This window comes from Natronomonas gomsonensis (genome assembly GCF_024300825.1).
Classification (GTDB): Archaea; Halobacteriota; Halobacteria; order Halobacteriales; family Haloarculaceae; genus Natronomonas; species Natronomonas gomsonensis.
Genome location: NZ_CP101323.1, coordinates 1650054 through 1666536 on the forward strand (window position 1 = coordinate 1650054; position 16483 = coordinate 1666536).

Annotated in this window: 18 protein-coding genes and 1 pseudogene; 10 read left to right on the top strand and 9 right to left on the bottom strand. The window is 64.5% G+C overall.

What is annotated here, in order from left to right; all coding sequences use genetic code 11:
* Positions 1–76 precede the first annotated feature (76 nt).
* Complete coding sequence (locus NMP98_RS08995; protein ID WP_254861169.1) at positions 77–892, bottom strand: pantoate kinase; 816 nt, start codon at positions 890–892, stop codon at positions 77–79.
* Between the two features lie 132 nt (positions 893–1024).
* Between NMP98_RS08995 and NMP98_RS09000 the strand changes: the two genes are divergently transcribed.
* Genes NMP98_RS09000 through NMP98_RS09045 form a run of 10 tightly spaced genes read left to right on the top strand, consistent with a single transcriptional unit; the run spans position 1025 to position 9648 of the window.
* On the top strand, positions 1025–2101 hold the full coding sequence (locus NMP98_RS09000) for a monovalent cation/H+ antiporter subunit E (RefSeq protein ID WP_254861170.1): 1077 nt from the start codon (positions 1025–1027) through the stop codon (positions 2099–2101).
* Complete coding sequence (locus NMP98_RS09005; protein ID WP_254861171.1) at positions 2101–2370, top strand: cation:proton antiporter; 270 nt, start codon at positions 2101–2103, stop codon at positions 2368–2370. Before NMP98_RS09000 ends, NMP98_RS09005 begins: the two co-directional genes overlap by 1 nt.
* A gap of 1 nt (position 2371) precedes the next feature.
* Positions 2372–2677, top strand: coding sequence for a monovalent cation/H(+) antiporter subunit G (mnhG, locus tag NMP98_RS09010; RefSeq protein ID WP_254861172.1), 306 nt, complete (start codon positions 2372–2374; stop codon positions 2675–2677).
* Positions 2677–3213: a DUF4040 domain-containing protein gene (locus NMP98_RS09015; RefSeq protein WP_367997269.1), complete on the top strand. Its 537-nt coding sequence runs from the start codon at positions 2677–2679 to the stop codon at positions 3211–3213. The genes mnhG and NMP98_RS09015 overlap by 1 nt, the downstream gene beginning before the upstream one ends.
* A complete protein-coding gene (locus NMP98_RS09020; protein WP_254861174.1) occupies positions 3210–3734 on the top strand; it encodes an MnhB domain-containing protein in 525 nt (174 codons plus the stop codon). Before NMP98_RS09015 ends, NMP98_RS09020 begins: the two co-directional genes overlap by 4 nt.
* Positions 3731–4093 (top strand): cation:proton antiporter subunit C, encoded by a 363-nt coding sequence (locus NMP98_RS09025; RefSeq protein WP_254861175.1) that lies wholly within the window; start codon positions 3731–3733, stop codon positions 4091–4093. The genes NMP98_RS09020 and NMP98_RS09025 overlap by 4 nt, the downstream gene beginning before the upstream one ends.
* The gene (locus NMP98_RS09030) at positions 4086–5630 is read left to right on the top strand and encodes a monovalent cation/H+ antiporter subunit D family protein (RefSeq protein WP_254861176.1); all 1545 of its coding nucleotides are present in this window, start codon (positions 4086–4088) and stop codon (positions 5628–5630) included. The genes NMP98_RS09025 and NMP98_RS09030 overlap by 8 nt, the downstream gene beginning before the upstream one ends.
* Complete coding sequence (locus NMP98_RS09035) at positions 5627–7492, top strand: cation:proton antiporter (protein WP_254861177.1); 1866 nt, start codon at positions 5627–5629, stop codon at positions 7490–7492. The genes NMP98_RS09030 and NMP98_RS09035 overlap by 4 nt, the downstream gene beginning before the upstream one ends.
* Positions 7492–9291: a Na(+)/H(+) antiporter subunit D gene (locus tag NMP98_RS09040; RefSeq protein ID WP_254861178.1), complete on the top strand. Its 1800-nt coding sequence runs from the start codon at positions 7492–7494 to the stop codon at positions 9289–9291. Before NMP98_RS09035 ends, NMP98_RS09040 begins: the two co-directional genes overlap by 1 nt.
* Positions 9292–9345: 54 nt before the next feature.
* Positions 9346–9648: a DUF8011 family protein gene (locus NMP98_RS09045; protein WP_254861179.1), complete on the top strand. Its 303-nt coding sequence runs from the start codon at positions 9346–9348 to the stop codon at positions 9646–9648.
* Positions 9649–9658: 10 nt separating this feature from the next.
* Here the strand turns inward: NMP98_RS09045 and NMP98_RS09050 are convergent, their stop codons facing one another.
* The 8 genes and pseudogenes from NMP98_RS09050 to NMP98_RS09085 all read right to left on the bottom strand — a co-directional run.
* A complete protein-coding gene (locus NMP98_RS09050) occupies positions 9659–10915 on the bottom strand; it encodes an RNA-guided endonuclease InsQ/TnpB family protein (RefSeq protein ID WP_254861180.1) in 1257 nt (418 codons plus the stop codon).
* A 227-nt stretch (positions 10916–11142) separates the two neighbouring features.
* On the bottom strand, positions 11143–12444 hold the full coding sequence (gene aspS, locus NMP98_RS09055; RefSeq protein WP_254861181.1) for an aspartate--tRNA(Asn) ligase: 1302 nt from the start codon (positions 12442–12444) through the stop codon (positions 11143–11145).
* 99 nt (positions 12445–12543) lie between these two features.
* The gene (locus tag NMP98_RS09060; RefSeq protein WP_254861182.1) at positions 12544–13248 is read right to left on the bottom strand and encodes a sterol carrier protein; all 705 of its coding nucleotides are present in this window, start codon (positions 13246–13248) and stop codon (positions 12544–12546) included.
* Positions 13249–13375: 127 nt separating this feature from the next.
* The gene (locus tag NMP98_RS09065) at positions 13376–14017 is read right to left on the bottom strand and encodes a helix-turn-helix domain-containing protein (RefSeq protein ID WP_254861183.1); all 642 of its coding nucleotides are present in this window, start codon (positions 14015–14017) and stop codon (positions 13376–13378) included.
* A gap of 79 nt (positions 14018–14096) precedes the next feature.
* Complete coding sequence (locus NMP98_RS09070) at positions 14097–14822, bottom strand: phosphoglycerol geranylgeranyltransferase (RefSeq protein WP_254861184.1); 726 nt, start codon at positions 14820–14822, stop codon at positions 14097–14099.
* A 66-nt stretch (positions 14823–14888) separates the two neighbouring features.
* Entirely contained in the window at positions 14889–15857 is a 969-nt protein-coding gene (locus NMP98_RS09075) for a hypothetical protein (RefSeq protein ID WP_254861185.1), read from the bottom strand.
* Positions 15796–16053, bottom strand: coding sequence for a DUF7261 family protein (locus NMP98_RS09080; RefSeq protein WP_254861186.1), 258 nt, complete (start codon positions 16051–16053; stop codon positions 15796–15798). Before NMP98_RS09080 ends, NMP98_RS09075 begins: the two co-directional genes overlap by 62 nt.
* Before the next feature lie 82 nt (positions 16054–16135).
* A pseudogene (locus NMP98_RS09085) lies at positions 16136–16414 on the bottom strand (DUF7261 family protein); the annotation flags it as partial.
* Positions 16415–16483: the final 69 nt, after the last annotated feature.

Genomic DNA, 16483 nt, shown 5'->3' on the forward strand with positions numbered 1-16483 from the left:
AGCATCAAAAGCGTCGGGCCGTCCGCCACCCTCGGACGGCTGTCAGGGGGCGAAACGCGGCCGCCGACGCCCCGTTTTACCGAACGTGCGCACCGGGGAGACACACCTCACACCGCTCGGCGTCGTAGCCCGCATCCGAAAGACCAGTATCGAGTGCGAACACCGTCTCGCCGAGCATCGCCATCGAGGCGTCGCCGCCGGCCTCCGAAACGTCGCGAATCGCCTCCTCGAGTCGAGGGGTCAGGAGGTCCGCCTCGCGTGCGAAGCGCCGCGAGGCGGCCATCATCGTCTCCAGCGTCGGTTCGGCGACGAGTTGCGACAGCGCCTGCTTGCCCGCCGCGGACAGTTCTTCGGTGTCACCGCCGAGAACGTCCTCGGTCGACAGTTCACCGAAGGTGACGTACTCGATTTGCCGGCGGTCGGGGATGCCGTCCATCGCGCCGTGGGCCGGCGCGCCCGGTTCCAGTCGAACCGGGAACCCGCCGCGGGCCTGTCCAACCACGTCGCCGAGTCCCGTCCCGGCCTGTACCTCCGCACCGTGGGCGATGGTGACGAGTTCGTTCTCCGACAGTTGGCGGTCGAACACACGGTTGGCGACGAGCGCGGTGCCGAGTGCGAGCGCGCCGGAGACCCCGAATCCCGAACCGAGCGGGAGGTCGGTTTCGGCGACGACGCGGGCGTTGGCCCGGAGGGCACCCAACACCCGGTCGACGGCTTCGATTTCGAGTTCCTCGCCGTTGAGTTCGAGCCCATCACCGGCTTCGAGTCGGACGGTTACGCCGTCGGCGAGGGTGACGCCCGCCCCGCGGGAGCCGGCTTTCGTCGGGTCGTCGTCCGGGTGGGCACTGAAAAAGGCGGTCACGTGGCCCGGAACGAACGCCGCGTCTGTCATGGAATGGCTTCCGTGACGCGCCGTTTTAAGGCTTGCTTGACTGATTCCGACCGCCAGGGAGGTCCGAACCCGCCGACCGGAAGAACAACCGTTTTGGTGTGGCTACCAGAACACCCAACATAGTGACTAGCCGTGCCTGAGGAGCCACCAGACCAACCCGCCGACGAGGCGATTCTCGTTCCGGTCGGCGAATCCGTCACGCTGCGGAACACCGTCGCCTACGCGGTCCGCGAAGCGCTCGCGGCCTCGGGCGAGATACACTTCGTCGCACCGCTGGCATCCAGCGCCATCGGCGACGTGAGTGCCGACGGAAAAGCCGAACTCGAGGAACTGCTCGAACGGGCGACCGTCTGGGCGGAGGAAGACGCCGGCGACGAAGCGGCCGAGCTCCGAATCGAGACGGCCGTCGTCGGCGCCGACGAGTATCTCTTCGGTCCCGACGATTACGCCCGCGTTCTCACAGATTACGCCCGAAGCCACGGCGTCGAGCGCGTCGTCATCGACCCGGAGTACAGCCCCGGCGGCAACGTCCCGCTGTTGCGCCCGATGGAGGTCGCACTCGTCGAGGCGGGACTGACAGTCGAGGAGGCACCGGTCGACCGACCCACCCGCCGCGGCCAACTCGTCCGGCGTGGCGGTCTGCTTCAGTTCGCCACACTGTTCGGCGTCTCGTTTCTGTTCTATCAACTCCTCAGCGGATTCACGCTCTCGGGGTTCGACCTCGTTACCGGCGTCATTTCGGCGACGGTCGTCGCCGCCCTGTTGCACCGCATCGCCTTCAGCGACCGGATGCGCCTCGGCGTCATCGCCAAACGGCTCGTTCGGCTCGCCATCTTCGTCCCGTATCTCGTCTACGAAATCGTCGTCTCGAACCTCCTCGTGGCGTACGTCGTCTTACACCCGTCGATGCCAATCGAACCGCGGACGGTCGAGGTTCGCTCGGCCGTCTGGGGCGGGATGCCGGTGACGACGCTGGCAAACAGCATCACGCTCACGCCGGGAACGCTCACCGTCCGAGTGCGCGGACAGGACTTCATGGTCCACTCGCTCATCCCGGCCGCCCGAGAGGGACTGTTCGACGGGTCGCTCGAACGAGCGGTCCGGTTCGTCTTCTACGGCCGGGCCGCCGCCGGCATCTCGACGCCGCGGGAGCGCGGCGACTGCCAAATACTCGACACCGTCACCGAGGACGGAGGTGAGGAGGACTGATGGTCAACGACATCCTTCTCGGCGCCGCCGCGGTGTTCGTCGTCCTCGTCATCGTGGTGCTGTATCGAGCGGTTCGGGGACCGACGATGCAGGACCGCGTGCTGGCGGTGAACGTCATCGGGACGAACACCGTCGTCATCCTCGCGCTATTGTCGGCCGCGTTGGACGTGCCGTACTTCCTCGACATCGCTCTGGTGTACGCGCTGTTGAACTTCCTGATGGCCGTCGCCATCTCGAAGTTCACCGTCGACCGCGGGGGGGTGATGTGACGTGACGCCGACCGAAATCGCCGTCATCATCTTCCTCGGCGGCGGTCTGTTCTTCACGCTCGTCGCCGCTGTGGGCGTCATCCGCCTGCCGGACATCTACACCCGCGCCCACACCGCGAGTCAGGCCGACACCCTCGGTGCGGGCCTGACGCTCGTCGCCGTCGCACTCACGCTCGGACTGGAAATATCGACACTCAAGACCGTGCTTCTGTTGGTGTTCATCTTCATCACGAACCCGACGGCCGCCCACGCGGTCGCCCGCGCCGCACACGAGCAGGGCATCGAACCCTGGAGGGAAGACCGATGATGGAGTACGTCGCCTACGCGTTGGTCGTCTTCGTCGTCCTGACGGGCATCGCGACGGCGCTACTCCGGGACGTACTCGCGGCCATCATCGTCTTCGCCGCCTACAGCCTCGGGATGGCGCTTCTGTACACGCTGTTGTTGGCGCCGGACGTTGGACTCACCGAGGCGGTCATCGGCGCCGGCGTGACGACCATCCTGTTGCTTTTGACCATCGTGAAGACGGTTCGACCGGGTGGCGAACGGACCATCGAACGCTTCGATCCCCGGGCAGCGGTGGCTTGCGGCGCTCTCGCCGTCGTCTTCGGATTGACGCTGCCCGACCTGCCGGCGGTCGGCGACCCGAACTCGCCGATTCTCAGCTACGACGCGGTTACCGGCCACTACCTCACACAGTCGTACGCCGAAACCGGCGTCGAAAACACCGTCACGGCCGTGCTGGCGGCCTACCGTGGGTTCGACACCTTCGGCGAGGCGACCGTCGTCTTCGCCGCCGGGGTGGCGGTTCTCGTCGTCCTGCAGCGGGAGGTGTTCACATGAGCGACACGGACGAAGACAGCGAGATTCCGGAGGAGTCTCGGGAAAGCGAGCCAGCCGAAGCCGAAGAGGAGACGTTCCCGTCCCCGCGCCGGGCCTACACCGAAAGCGAAGTCATCATGAGCACCGTCCGCGTCGTGACGCCGTTCGTGCTCACGTTCGGGCTGTACATCACCTTCCACGGCGCCGACTCGCCGGGTGGCGGCTTCCAGGGCGGCGCCTTGGTCGGCGTCGTCGTGTTGATGCTCGCCTTCGCCTTCGGCATCGACCCGACCCGGCGGTGGCTCGGCACGAAGGCGGTGACGCTCGTCGCGAGTCTCGGATTGCTCGTCTTCGCCACCATCGGTCTCGGAAGCGTCGTCTTGGGCGGAGCGTTCCTCGAATACGGGCTGTATCCGCTGGAGGACGCTGCCAAATACGGCATCGAAGCCGTCGAAATCGGCGGCATCGCACTCATCGTCGCCGGCGTCATCATGGGGCTGTTCTTCCTGACGGCCGCCGGACCCGGAGGTGACGTGGAATGATAGAGTTACTCGCCACCCGGTGGGCCTACGCGGCGTTCATCCTGCTGATGGTCACCGGGATTTACATGATGATAGCCAACGCCAACCTCGTCAAGAAGGTCATCGGGTTGAACCTGTTCCAGAGCGCCGTCTTCCTGTTTTTCATCGCCTCGGCGTACGTCGCCGATGGCTCGGTTCCCATCGTCCACTCCGAAGGGGGTGGTGGCCCTTACGTCAGCCCGTTGCCGCACGTCATCGTCCTGACCGCCATCGTCGTCGGCGTCAGCCTCACCGCCGTCGCGTTGGCGCTCATCGTCCGCATCTACGGGGAGTACGGCACCCTCGACGAGGCCGTCCTCCGGGAGGTGTCCGATGACTGATATCGTCCTCCCGCTGCTCATCGCAGTGCCAATCGTCGCGGCCGTCGCGCCGCTACTCCTGAGCCTCTGGAGTACCGAAACCGGCTGGCCCGTCGCGACCGTCGCCGCCCTCATCGAGGCCGGACTCGCCGCCGTGTTGCTTCGGTCGGTGTACTTCGACGGGCGTCTCGTCCACGAGGTCGGCGGCTACCCCGCGCCGTACGGCATCGAGTTGGTCGGTGACGGCCTCTCGGCACCCATCGTCGCGTTGGTCGCCGTCGTCGCCGTCGGTGTTCTGGCCTTCGCCCGCAGCGCCGGCCCGCGGCGCAACAGTTTCTACAGCGCCTACCTGCTGTGTGTCGGCGGCCTGATGGGCATCTCCGTCACCGGCGACCTGTTCAACATGTTCGTCTTCCTCGAAATCACGGGGCTTTCGACGTACGCACTCGTCGCTTCGGACCGCTCAGGGGAGTCGGCCATCGCGGCGCTGAAATACCTGCTGTTGGGAACGACCGGTGCCTCGCTGTTCCTCATCGGCGTCGGCTACGCGCTCATCGCGACAGGGACGCTCAACATGGTCGACCTCTCGGTGCGACTCGCGGAGATTTACACCGCCCCCGGCGGCTCCCGCGTTGTCCTCGCCTCGTTCGGCTTCATTGCCGTCGGACTGGGGCTGAAAGCCGCCATCTTCCCGCTGCACACCTGGCAGCCGGACGCCTACACCTACGCACCGGATACGGTGACCGTGTTCATCGCCGCGCTGGCGTCGACGGTGTACGCCTACGCGCTCGGTCGGGTCGTGCTGACGGTGTTCACAGTCGACTTCTTCGATTCAGTCCCCATCGCACAGGACGGCTTGCTCGCGTTGGCGGCGGTCAGCATCGTCGCTGGTAGCGCGCTCGCGGCCGTCCAATCGGAGGTCAAACGGATGTTCGCCTACTCCTCTGTCGCACAGTTCGGCCTCGTCGTCGCCGCCTTCGCGCTGGCGACGCCCGACTCCATCCTCGGCGGCGTTATCCACCTCGTTGGCCACGCGCTGATGAAGGGCGGTCTCTTCGCCGCGGCCGCCATCCTCGCGGCCCGACACGGCGCACGAACCGTCGACGATTACGCCCGCCTCGGCTACCGCTCGCCGGTCGTCGCGGCCGCGATGGCCGTCCTCGGACTCGCGCTCGTCGGCGTCCCACCATCCATCGGCTTCCTCGGGAAGTGGTACGTCGCCTTAGGCGCCGTCCGGTCGGAAGCGTGGCCCGTCGCGGTCGTCGTCTTCCTCAGCACGCTGTTCACGCTGGTGTACGTCGCCCGCCTGCTCGAACGGTTGTACTTCGCCGACCCCGGTAGCGCACCGACTCCGGCGCCGGGGAACGCCGAGGCGGTCGCCGACGGCGGCGACGAATCCGAAGAGGACCGAATCGACAGCCGTGCCCCCGATTCCGTCTCGGTCGGCATGGTCGCGGTCGTCGTCCTCACCGCCCTCGTCGTCGTCGGCCTCGGCTTCGCGACGAGTGGCTTCGAAACGCTTCTCGAACCCGTTCTCTCGGAGGTGTTCTCCCAATGACTGAAGTCGTAGACCCACGGCCCATCGCGGCCGTCCTGATATCCGTCGTCGGAACGTTCGCCATCCTCGCTGCGCATCGTCGCCCCAACGTCCGGGAAGGCGTGACGCTGACCGTCGCGTTGGGGAAGTTCGGCATCATCGCAAGCATGGTTCCCGGCGTCCTCGCCGGCGATATCTACGTCTGGTCGCTGGGGTCGTTCGTCATCGACATCCCCTTCGAGTTGCGTGCGGACGCGCTGGGACTGCTGTTCGGGACCCTCGCGAGTCTGCTGTGGATAATCACGTCGCTGTACAGTATCGGCTACATGCGCGGGCTGGACGAACACAGCCAGACGCGGTACTTCGCGTCGTTCGCGATGAGCCTCAGCGCCGCCGTCGGCATCGCCTTCGCCTCGAACCTGCTCGTGTTGTTCGTCTTCTACGAGGTGCTGACCGCGGCGACGTATCCGCTGGTCGCCCACGACGAGACCGAGGAGGCCCGCAAAGCCGGCCGGAAGTACCTCGCCTACACCTTCGGCGGCGGCGTCGCGGTGCTGGCCGGGACGGCAGTCGTCTACTGGCTGGCCGGCACCGTCGCGTTCACGCCGGGCGGCATCGAGGCGCTGGCGACCGCCGACCCGACGCTCGCTCGCGGCGCGTTCGCCCTGCTGGCGGCCGGCTTCGGCGTCAAGGCCGGTCTCATGCCGCTGCATTCGTGGCTCCCCGACGCGATGGTCGCGCCGACGCCCGTCTCCGGGCTGTTGCACGCCGTCGCCGTCGTCAAATCCGGCGTCTTCGGCATTTCACGCGTCGTCTTGGACGTGTACGGCCCCGAGGCCGTCGCGGACCTCGGCGTCGGCCTCGCGCTTGGTTCGGTCGCCGCCATCACGCTCGTCGCCGCCAGCGTCATCGCCCTCCGGAAGGACAACCTCAAGCGCCGACTGGCGTACTCGACGGTGAGTCAACTCTCCTACATCGTCCTCGGGTTGTCGATACTCCACCCCGACGCCATCACCGGCGGCCTGCTGCACATCCCCGCCCACGCGTTCATGAAACTCACCCTGTTCTTCTGTGCGGGCATCATCCACGTCGAAACCCACACCGACGACATCAGCGACATGGCCGGCATCGGCAAGCGGATGCCGCTGACGATGGCGGCCTTCGCCGTCGCCGCCGCGGGGATGGCCGGCATTCCGCTGGTCGCCGGCTTCGTCAGCAAGTTCTACCTGCTCGTCGGCACCGTCTCCGTCGGCAACTACGTCTTCGCCGGCGCGCTGTTGCTCTCGGGTATTCTCAACATCGCGTACTTCTGGCCGGTCGTCTATCAGGCGTTCTTCGAGAGCGAAGACGCCCACGACGCCAAGCCGCTCGTCGAGAACCCCCTCGGCGGCATGGAACGCTCCTCGCTGGCCCGGCCGGACGGTGGCCGCCCCGAAGACGGAGACGACTCGGCTGACGAAGACGACGACCTCGACGTCGACCCCGAGGAACTCGGTCGCCCGGACTTCAGCGGCGGTTCGGAAAAGCGCGATTACAGCGAACCCGCACCGCTGGTCGACGGCGAGTACGCCGTCGACCAGAACCCGAGCGACCACAGGGTCGAGGAGGGTGATGAGACCGAAGGCGACGACGCTGACGACCACACCTCAGAGGACCACCACAGCACCGAGGACCACCACGACGAACACCACCACGGCGGCCCGCCGCCGAGCGGATGGACTCGGAGCGGTTGGTTCGGCGGCGAGAGCACGTGGTTCATGCTCGGCCCCATCCTCGCGGCGATGACGGGGTCGGTCGTCCTCGGTCTCGTTCCGCACACCGCAGTGTTCCTGCGACTCATCGACGGCATCGTCTCGGCGGTGCTGGCGGGGGTGACGTTCTGATGATAGAGAGCGTTCCGCCGTTCGTTCCCGTCCTCATCGCGGCCGCCATCGCCGCCGTCGCACCACGAAAGGTCGGCCACGCGGTCGGCTTCCTCGCCACCGCCGGCGTCGCCGTCGGCGCCCTGCTGGTCCCCGACGGCACGCTCATCGCCGGGCAGTTGTTCGGTTTCGAGACGGTGCTGTATCAGGTCGACGACTTCTCGCGGTTGATGGGACTCATCTTCGGTCTCATCGGCGCGGCGGCGGTGCTGTATTCGTATTCGAGCGAGGCCGACGGCAAGCAGACCGCCGCCGCACTCGGCTACGTCGGCACCAGTCTCGGCGCCGTCTTCGCCGGCGACTGGCTGACGCTCGTGTTCTTCTGGGAGTTGATGGCCGTCACCAGCACGCTCTTGGTCTGGTACTACGGCGGCCGCGCCGTCCGAACCGGCTTCCGCTATGCCCTGGCTCACGGCATCGGCGGGACGATAGTGCTCGGTGCCGTCGTCTGGCAGTACGTCGAGGTCGGGTCGTTCCTCTTCAGCGAGGCGACTGGCATCGTCGGCCCCGTCGCACCCGTCCTGATGGCCGTCGGCATCGGCGTCAACGTCGGCTTCATCGGCCTGCACACGTGGCTCCCGGACACCTATCCCAGCCCCCACATCGCCGCCAGCGTCTTCCTCTGTGTGTACACGACGAAGACCGGCGTCTACGCGATGTTCCGGGCGTTCCCCGAGGGCCACCTCTGGATTGCCTACATGGGCGGAGCGATGGCCGTCTTCGGCGCGTCGATGGCGCTGCTACAGGAGGACATGCGCCGCCTCCTGTCGTATCACATCATCTCACAGGTCGGCTACATGGTCGCCGGCGTCGGCATCACGACGGAGTTGGCGACCGCCGGCGCCTTCGGCCACGTGTTCAACCACATCCTGTACAAGGCACTGCTGTTCATGTCCATCGGCGTCGTCATCTACCGGACCGGCATCGAGGACATCACCGAGGTCGGCGGCCTCTGGAAGGTGATGCCGCTGACGTTCATCTCGTATCTGTTCGGCGCGGCGGCCATCTCGGGGGTCCCCGGCTTCAACGGCTTCGTCAGCAAGGGCATCGTCATCGCCGAAGCCCACCACATGCACAACATCAACGTCGTCCCCGAGAGCATCCCGTTCGTCGGGACTGATCTGCTGTGGTGGCTGCTCATCATCGGTGGCATCGGGACGTTCATGTCGTTCATCAAGTTGGGCTACTACGTCTTCTTCCACGGCCCGGCGAGTATCGACCCCGACGACGCGAAACTCGGACAGGCCGGACCGATGCTGGCGGTCGGGAGCCTCTGTCTCGCCTTTGGACTCTTGCCGAACGTCCTCTTCGAACTCCTGCCGTACACCGAGGTGGTGACGGCGGAGTACACCACCTACACCGTCCCACACGTCGCGGAAGGCATCGCCTTGGGCGTCGCCGGCTTCGTCGGGTTCTTCTCGCTGAAGAACGTCCTCTCGCGGCTGACGTGGATTCCCGATGTGGACCGCGTGCTCAACCCCGCCGTCTTCTACGGCGGCCGGGCGCTCGTCGTCGCCGTCACCGAGACGTGGGCGGCGGTCGACCGCGTCGCCGTCGCCGTTGCAAGCGGGGCACTCCGCGTCGGCAGCGACCCACAGCACTACGCCTACGCGACCGCAAAGCGACTGCCGGGCATCGAAGCGGAGGCCCGTCCGAACGGCGGCCGCCCGGGAACCATCGACCTTCAGGTGTCGATGGGGACCAGCGTCTTCCTCATCGTGATGACGCTGCTCGGCGCACTCGCGGTGCTGTTGTTGTAGGGAGAGTCCCACCGATACCCAGTTATTTACCTATTCGAGCGAACAGTCCGCTGTATGCCCTCCAAAATCGAAGACGTTCTGTTCAGCGAGCCGTCCGGCCGATGGAGTGCCACGGTCATGTTCGCCGGGTCGCTCCTCTTTCTGAGTAGCTACGTGTACTTCGGGGTGTTGGGTGATTCGTCGACGGTCCACGAGCTCTTCTTTGCGGTCGGACTGGCACTATCCGGAATCGCCGAATCCCTGCCGACGGAGCGACGCCGGACGGCCGGCGGCTTTCGAATCGCGGCGATGCTCGTGTTCGTGACGCTACTCGGCCTTCTCGCCTTCGCTCCGGAGTTCATCATCGGCACGCAGTAAGGGCGTTGAGCTACCCACGGCTAAAGCCGTGGGATTCAGCGTGGACTCCCGTTCTCGCCTCGGTCGAGGCAGGTGATTCATACTCACCGTTCACGTTCAGCGTCCCGCTGTTCAAGCGCACGCCCAAGGGTGCGCCTTCGTCGCCCCCAGTTTGGATGCGACGAAGATACCGTAACCCGATGTTCTTCGCGGCGTTGTAGTCGGCGTGGTTCTCGTACCCGCATTTCTGACACTCGAAGGCTTCGCTCTCACGGTTGTCCGGATGCGTGAAGCCACAGTGAGAACAACGCCGACTCGTGTTCTCAGGGTCAACCTGCTCCACAGAGATGCCGGATTCTTCGGCTTTGTATTCGACATACTCGTAGAGACGGTCGAACGCCCACTTGTGCCCCCACGATGCACCAGTCCGCTCACGAATATCGGTCAAATCCTCGAACGCAATCACAGAACACCCATTCTCCCGGGCTTCCGCGACTAATTCGTTGCTGATACGGTGAAGCATCAACTTGAATCGGCCTTCCTCTTTCCGCCCAACGGATTGGATGTTCTCGTGCGCCCATCGGGTCCCGCACTGTTGGAGTGAACCACGCCGCTGTTCGTACTCTCTGCGCCAGTGGTCGAACTCGCCGCCCGTCCAGAACGTGCCTGTACTGGTGACGGCGAGGTTGTTCACGCCCAGATCAACCCCGAGAACCGTTCCGTTCTCAGGTGTTGCCTGTTCCGACGTGGTGGACTCCACCTCCTTCTTGCAGTGGACGTGAAGCACCCACTCGCGATCGTGATAGTGCAGTTCCGCACCCGTGGTCTCGTACTCGTCGGAAAACAGGTACTCCGAGTGCGGTGTCTCACTGTCCTCATCGGGCAGAATGTAGTCAGATTCGATACGACCGCCGGTCGTAGCGAGGCTCACGTAGTCGTCGTGGAAGGTGGCAGTGCGGTAGTCGTAGACGACGTGGGGGCTGGTGAACGTCGGTTTCGAAGCTTTCTTGCCGTTCTTCCAGCGCTCAACGACGCTTTTGCAGGCTTCAGCGGCCTTGTTCCGAGCGGCTTGCACGAGGCCACCGTTGAACCCGTCTGTTTTCTCGCGCACGTCATCGTAGGTTTCGTTATCCAGCGTGGTCTTGCTGGTGGTGACGTACTCGCCTTGGAAGGCGTGGTCTACGACGTACTGTGCCGACCAGAGGAATGTGTCTACAGTGTCTTCAAGGAGTGCGGCGTCGTCACTGTCTACATCGAGCGCAACGGGGACAGTACGCCGCACCCCCATATTTTATATGTAAAACTGGTGGTTCTTAAACGCTGGGGGAGTCGGCCTGCTACTGGAGCGTGGTTCGTTCCCCAGTTGTCGGCTTCATCCCACGGCTAAAGCCGTGGGTTTTCGCCTCGCACTTTCTAAAACAGCGTGGTCCGCAGAGCGCCGTCGTCTACGGCGACAGGCGCTGTCGGTCCGGCGAGACTCGCTTCGCTCGTCTCGCTGGCTCCCAACGTCTTCGCCTACGGGCTCAGACGTTGGCGATCTCGCGGGAACAACACGGCCTCCCGAATGTTCGAGAGGTCCAGCATCGTCATGATGAGTCGCTCGGCGCCGAGACCCCAACCGGCGTGGGGCGGCATGCCGTAGTCGAACATCTTCGTGTAGTACTCGAAGGCCTCGGGGTCGAGCCCCTGCTGTTCGAACCCTTCGATGAGGTGGTCACGGCGGTGTTCGCGCTGGCCGCCGGAGACGAGTTCCATCCGCGGGTGCATCATGTCGAATCCCGTCGAGAGCTCGCCGTCGTCGTGGTCCATGATGTAGAACGGCTTGATTTCGGCGGGCCAGTCGGTGATGAAGTAGTGGCCGCCCACGTCGTCGCCGAGTGCCTTCTCGCCCTCGGTGGGGAGGTCGTCGCCCCACACCAACTGCTCGTCGAGTTCGCCGGTGGCGTTGATGCGCTCGATTGCCTCCTCGTAGCTCAGGCGAGGGAACGGCGTCTCCGGCGGCTCGAACTCTGCTTCGAGGTCGAGCGCTTCGAGTTGCCGCTTGCAGTTCTCCGCGACGGCCTCGTAGGCCGAAACGACGACGGACTCACAGACATCCATCGCGTCGTTGTGGTCACAGAAGGCGCCCTCGAAGTCGATGGAAGTCGCCTCGTTGAGGTGTCGGGGCGTGTTGTGTTCCTCGGCGCGGAAAATCGGGCCGATTTCGAAGACGCGTTCGAGGTTCGAGCCGGCGACGAGCTGTTTGAACAGCTGTGGGCTCTGGTTCATGAACGCCTCCTGGCCGAAGTAGGTGATGGGGAACAGCTCGGTGCCGCCCTCCGTGCCCGTCGCGACGATTTTCGGCGTGTTGATTTCGGTGGCGTCGGCCTCCCGGAACGCCCCCCGGACCGCACGCATGACCTCGGCGCGAATCTCGAAGATGGCCTGTCCCTCCTCACGGCGGAGGTCCAGCGTCCGGTTGTCGAGTCGGGTCGACAACTCGGCGTCGACTTTCCCGGAGGGGTCCAGCGGCAGTTCCGTATCGGCCTCAGAAATTACCTCGACCGATTCGGGCGTGACCTCGACGCCGGTCGGCGCGCGAGGCTCTTCCTCGACGGCGCCGGTCACCGAAACGACCGATTCCCGAGAGGCGCCGAGACCCGTCTCGACTAGCTCCTCGTCCATCTCGTCTTTCTCGAACTTCACCTGAATCCGGCCGGAGGTGTCGCGCAGAATGAGGAACGCGATGCCACCGAGGTCCCGGATTTCGTGGACCCAGCCGGCGACAGTGACCTCATCGCCGGGCTCGGCGTCCGCCGTGTACGTGCGGTTCTCCATACCCGCGATTCGGGCGGCCGACCCTTTAAGTCCCACTTTTCGTCGTTCCCACGGAACGGGCCGCCCGGCGAGTCGGGGACAGTCCGGGCGGCCTCGCGTCTACAGCAGGTTCAGCGTCCGAGAGACCTGTCGCTCGGCGGTTCGCTGGATGAACGCCGGCTGTCGGACGGCCTCGTCGACGAGCGCCGTCGCCGGCGACGAACGTGACCCCTCGAAGAGGTGGGTCGTCTCCACGTCAGCGGCGATTTGGCCAAGCAGTTGGAACATCGCCGAGTACCGCACCTGTCGGACGTGGTTGCCGGTCACGTCGAGGTCGCCGGTCAGAAGCGCCGACGCGACCGGGCGGCCATCGACGATTTGCCGCCACGTGCTGTAGGATGCGCTGACTTCGAATCCGACATCCCGCTCCTCGGGACCGCCGACGACTTCGACGCCAGTGCAGTCGCCGCCTTCCAGCCCGATGTAGGCATAAAGCGTGCCGTCGTCGACGTTCTCTTCGAGTTGATACAGCAGTTCCCGCACCTGTGCGGGCAACGACGGCCGCAGCGCCTCGCCGAACGTCTCCGGAGCGTCCGCGAGCGTCACGTCACCGATTCCTTCGCGTACGTCCTCGGGAATACCGGCGAGGGCGGGTTCGGGGAGTTCCGCGAGCGTCGTCTCCTCGAGCGGCAACTCGGAGATGACGAGCAGAATGTCACCGTTGAATCCGCGCCCCCAACCACCGGCGAGGTCGTCGAGGGTGTCGCTCTCGTCGAGCAAGCGCCCGTACTCGTCCAACCACTGTTCCGTGGGATACAGAGTCATGACCAACAGTACCACATACACGTTCACCTACATAATAAATACACGGTTATACCGAGGCGTGAGTTACAAACGCCGACGACCCGCTCGGAGCGCCACTGTACGTCGGATGCCGTGCGTCGCTGGCGATTCACTCGATGGTCTCCTTGACGAGTCGGGCATATCCCCGACGGAGTCGTTCGGACACCGCCTGATTGGAGACGCCGAGTTCCGCCGCGAGGTCGGTCGTCGTCGCCGACCGTGGAACGTCGAAGAACCCCAGTTCGTGGGCGAGTTCGAGCGTCTCCCGCTGTTCCTCGGTGAGCGCCCGAGCGCCGTCTTCCCGCTGTGTCGACCCGTAAATCCGTTCGAGTCGGAACTCGACGCCGTTGTCCTCGAGGTACTGCCGGTACGCCGAAAGCGCCTCGCGGTCGGGAAACCGCGTCCGAGCGTGCCACCATCCGTCGGCGTAGCGGGCTTCCAGCCGCTCGGCGCCCAACTCGACCCACGCCGGATACAGCGCCACACCGATTCGGTCGGTCGTGGCGATGCGATACAGTCGGTCGCCGTCGACTTCGCTCAACACCTCGAACTCGCCGACCGTCGGATCCGATTCCAGCGCCGCATCGAACGCCGCAACGTCCGCGACAGTCGCCCAGACGAACAGAATCGGCTTCGTCGGCTCGGTGGCGTACGAGCGCTCGACGTCGAGTTCGACCCCGGGGGCCGTACCGAGGGCCTCACCCAACGCGAGTTCGTCGGACCGGACCGCGTACTCGGCGATGACGCTCATCGATACACGTCGTTTTGCCACGCAGAAAATACGTTCGCTCGTAAGCGTTCCAAGACACGTCTACGGCGAGGTCGGTCGGTCAAGCGCCGCCGCTCCGTTCGGCGCTTCCGTTTTTGGCCCCACGAACGGTCTCTCGAACCGCGTCGACGCCCTCGTCGTGGACCAAATCGCCGACGATGACGGTGTCGGCACACTGTCCCATCTCGTAGGCGGCGTCGTAGTCGCCGACGCCACCGCCGTAGAACACCGTCGCATCCTCGACAGCCTCGGTCGCCGCCCGGACGATATCGGGGTCGCCGAGCGTCCCCGAGTACTCGATGTAGATGATTTCCTGTCCGAACATCTGCTCGGCTACTTCGGCGTAGGCGGCTACCTCGGAGGCGTCGAGATTGCAGTCCGCTTCGGTGTACTCTGCGACCGAGGAGTCGGGGTTGAGAACGATGTACGCCTCGGTGAAGGTGCGGTCCCAGTCGATGTCGGCATCGAGGCGAGCCCACTCCTTGTGGGCGCCGGTCGTCCAGAACACGTCACCCGCGTTCAACACGATGGGGATGAAGTAGCCGTCGAGCCCCTCGCGGTGGACGACCGACCCGACGTTCGACGGTTCGATGTAGACGGGGATGTCGTAGGCGGCGGTCGCCTCGACGACACGGGCCATCTTCTCTTCGGTCATCCCTGTCGTCCCGCCGATTTCGATGGCGTCAGTTCCGGTCGCACACACGTCCTCGAACGTCTCGCCGTCCACGAGCGTCTTGTCGGGGTCGAGTTTGACGATGTGGTCCCAGTTCGCCCAAGGCGCGCTCATACCCTCTCGAAACCCGCGGGCGGCTAAAAACGCCTCGCTTTACTCGGCGGACGCGGCCTATGAGAATTACGGCAGTCCGGACGACTCCGGTGCGACTGTCAGGTTCCGCGTGAACCGCATCCGGTCGGTCTGGTACGTCATCTCGACGGAGGTGTCGTAGACGGCCGTGGTTGTGTAGGGGTCGTCAGGCGACGGTGAGGAGCTGAAGATATTTGGTTCACAGGAGTCCGGGTCAAGAAGACAGCCTAGACCGCTGAGTAGCGAGCCGATTAGCCCACCGTCCTCGTATTCATCGTTGACTTTGCTTTCGAAAGAACCGCGTTCCTCGTCAACGATGAACTGGTAGGAACCATCCACCTCGTCGGCGCCGACATAGAAGATATCGTTCCGTTCTTGGCCAAACGCCTGCTTGAGTTCCGGGCAACTCACTTCACCGTTGTCACCGACGAGTGTCCCCTCAGTAAGCCGAACGTTCACCGAATCACCCTTCGCACTACACACTGCGCGTAGGTTCTCCTCACCCCCCTCGATTTCGGTGAGGACTGTGGCAACGGAGTCATTGTCGACGTCGTTGACAAGGTAGATTCGCCACATCTCGTTACTTCCGGTCGTCCGGTTGGTTTGAACGAAGAACTCGTCGCTTCCTGTCAGTATCTCGGAGCCTAAATCGCCGATAGCATCAAGCAGACTCTGGCGGGTCTCCTGTAGGGAAGCCCGTTCGACAGTCATCTCGAAGTTCCGGGTCTTCGAATCAGGAGCGACAATCCAAGTAGTGCGGTCTTCGATACCCAGCGGGTCCAGCGTGAGACCAGTAATTTCTGCTACAATATCGTCGTCACCAGGCATGAAATCGGACGTATCCGACTGAATGACCCGCGTCCCGTTCTGCATCGCCGCCACCTCGGAGGAAGCGAGTCGTCCGTTTCGGACGCTCGACGCCATCTGGTGTTGGTTCCACGTCGAGACGTTCTGTCTAATCGCCGACCGGCGCTCGGTGTAGCTTGCGGTGTCGCTGTTGTAGTTCGCCTCTCGCATCGACCGGGTGAGTCGTTCGGTCGTCGGGGGGGTCGTCCGCGAGCGCCTGTGAGGACCCCTCGACCTCCCGCGTCGAGAGGTTCTCCGTGTAGATGGCGCTGTTGACCACGAGGGCGAGGCCGACCAGAAGCACCGCTAACAGCAGCCCTGTGATGAGTATCATCTGCCCACGTTCCCCGCGTATCGAGTTCCACATACCCCGTTCTCCCTCGAACTTGCCATTGGAGCAGTATAAGTCCGTGGACCGTATCGACAATCGTTCCGATGGGTCAACCGACCTACCCACCGCCGATTTCGATGACGACGGTCAATTCGGTTTTGCCACCCGGACCGACGGCCTCGATATCGAATCCGACGGCCAACAGTACTGCCTCGTCGGCGCGGTTCTGTACCACGACACCGCCGTTGGATTCACACGCACCGAACCGCTTGCCGGCCCCACGCTGGCAGTTCTCGTTGGTCCACTCGCGTGCGGCGGTGTCGTTGTAGGCCACGTCGCGGGCGACGCCTTCCTCCAGTGCGGCGGACTCCAGCGTGTCTATATCACCCCCGATTTCATGGGTATATTGTTTCTGTCACTACGAAACTGCGGAGATACCGACCCATTGGAACTTCCCGTTCCTGCC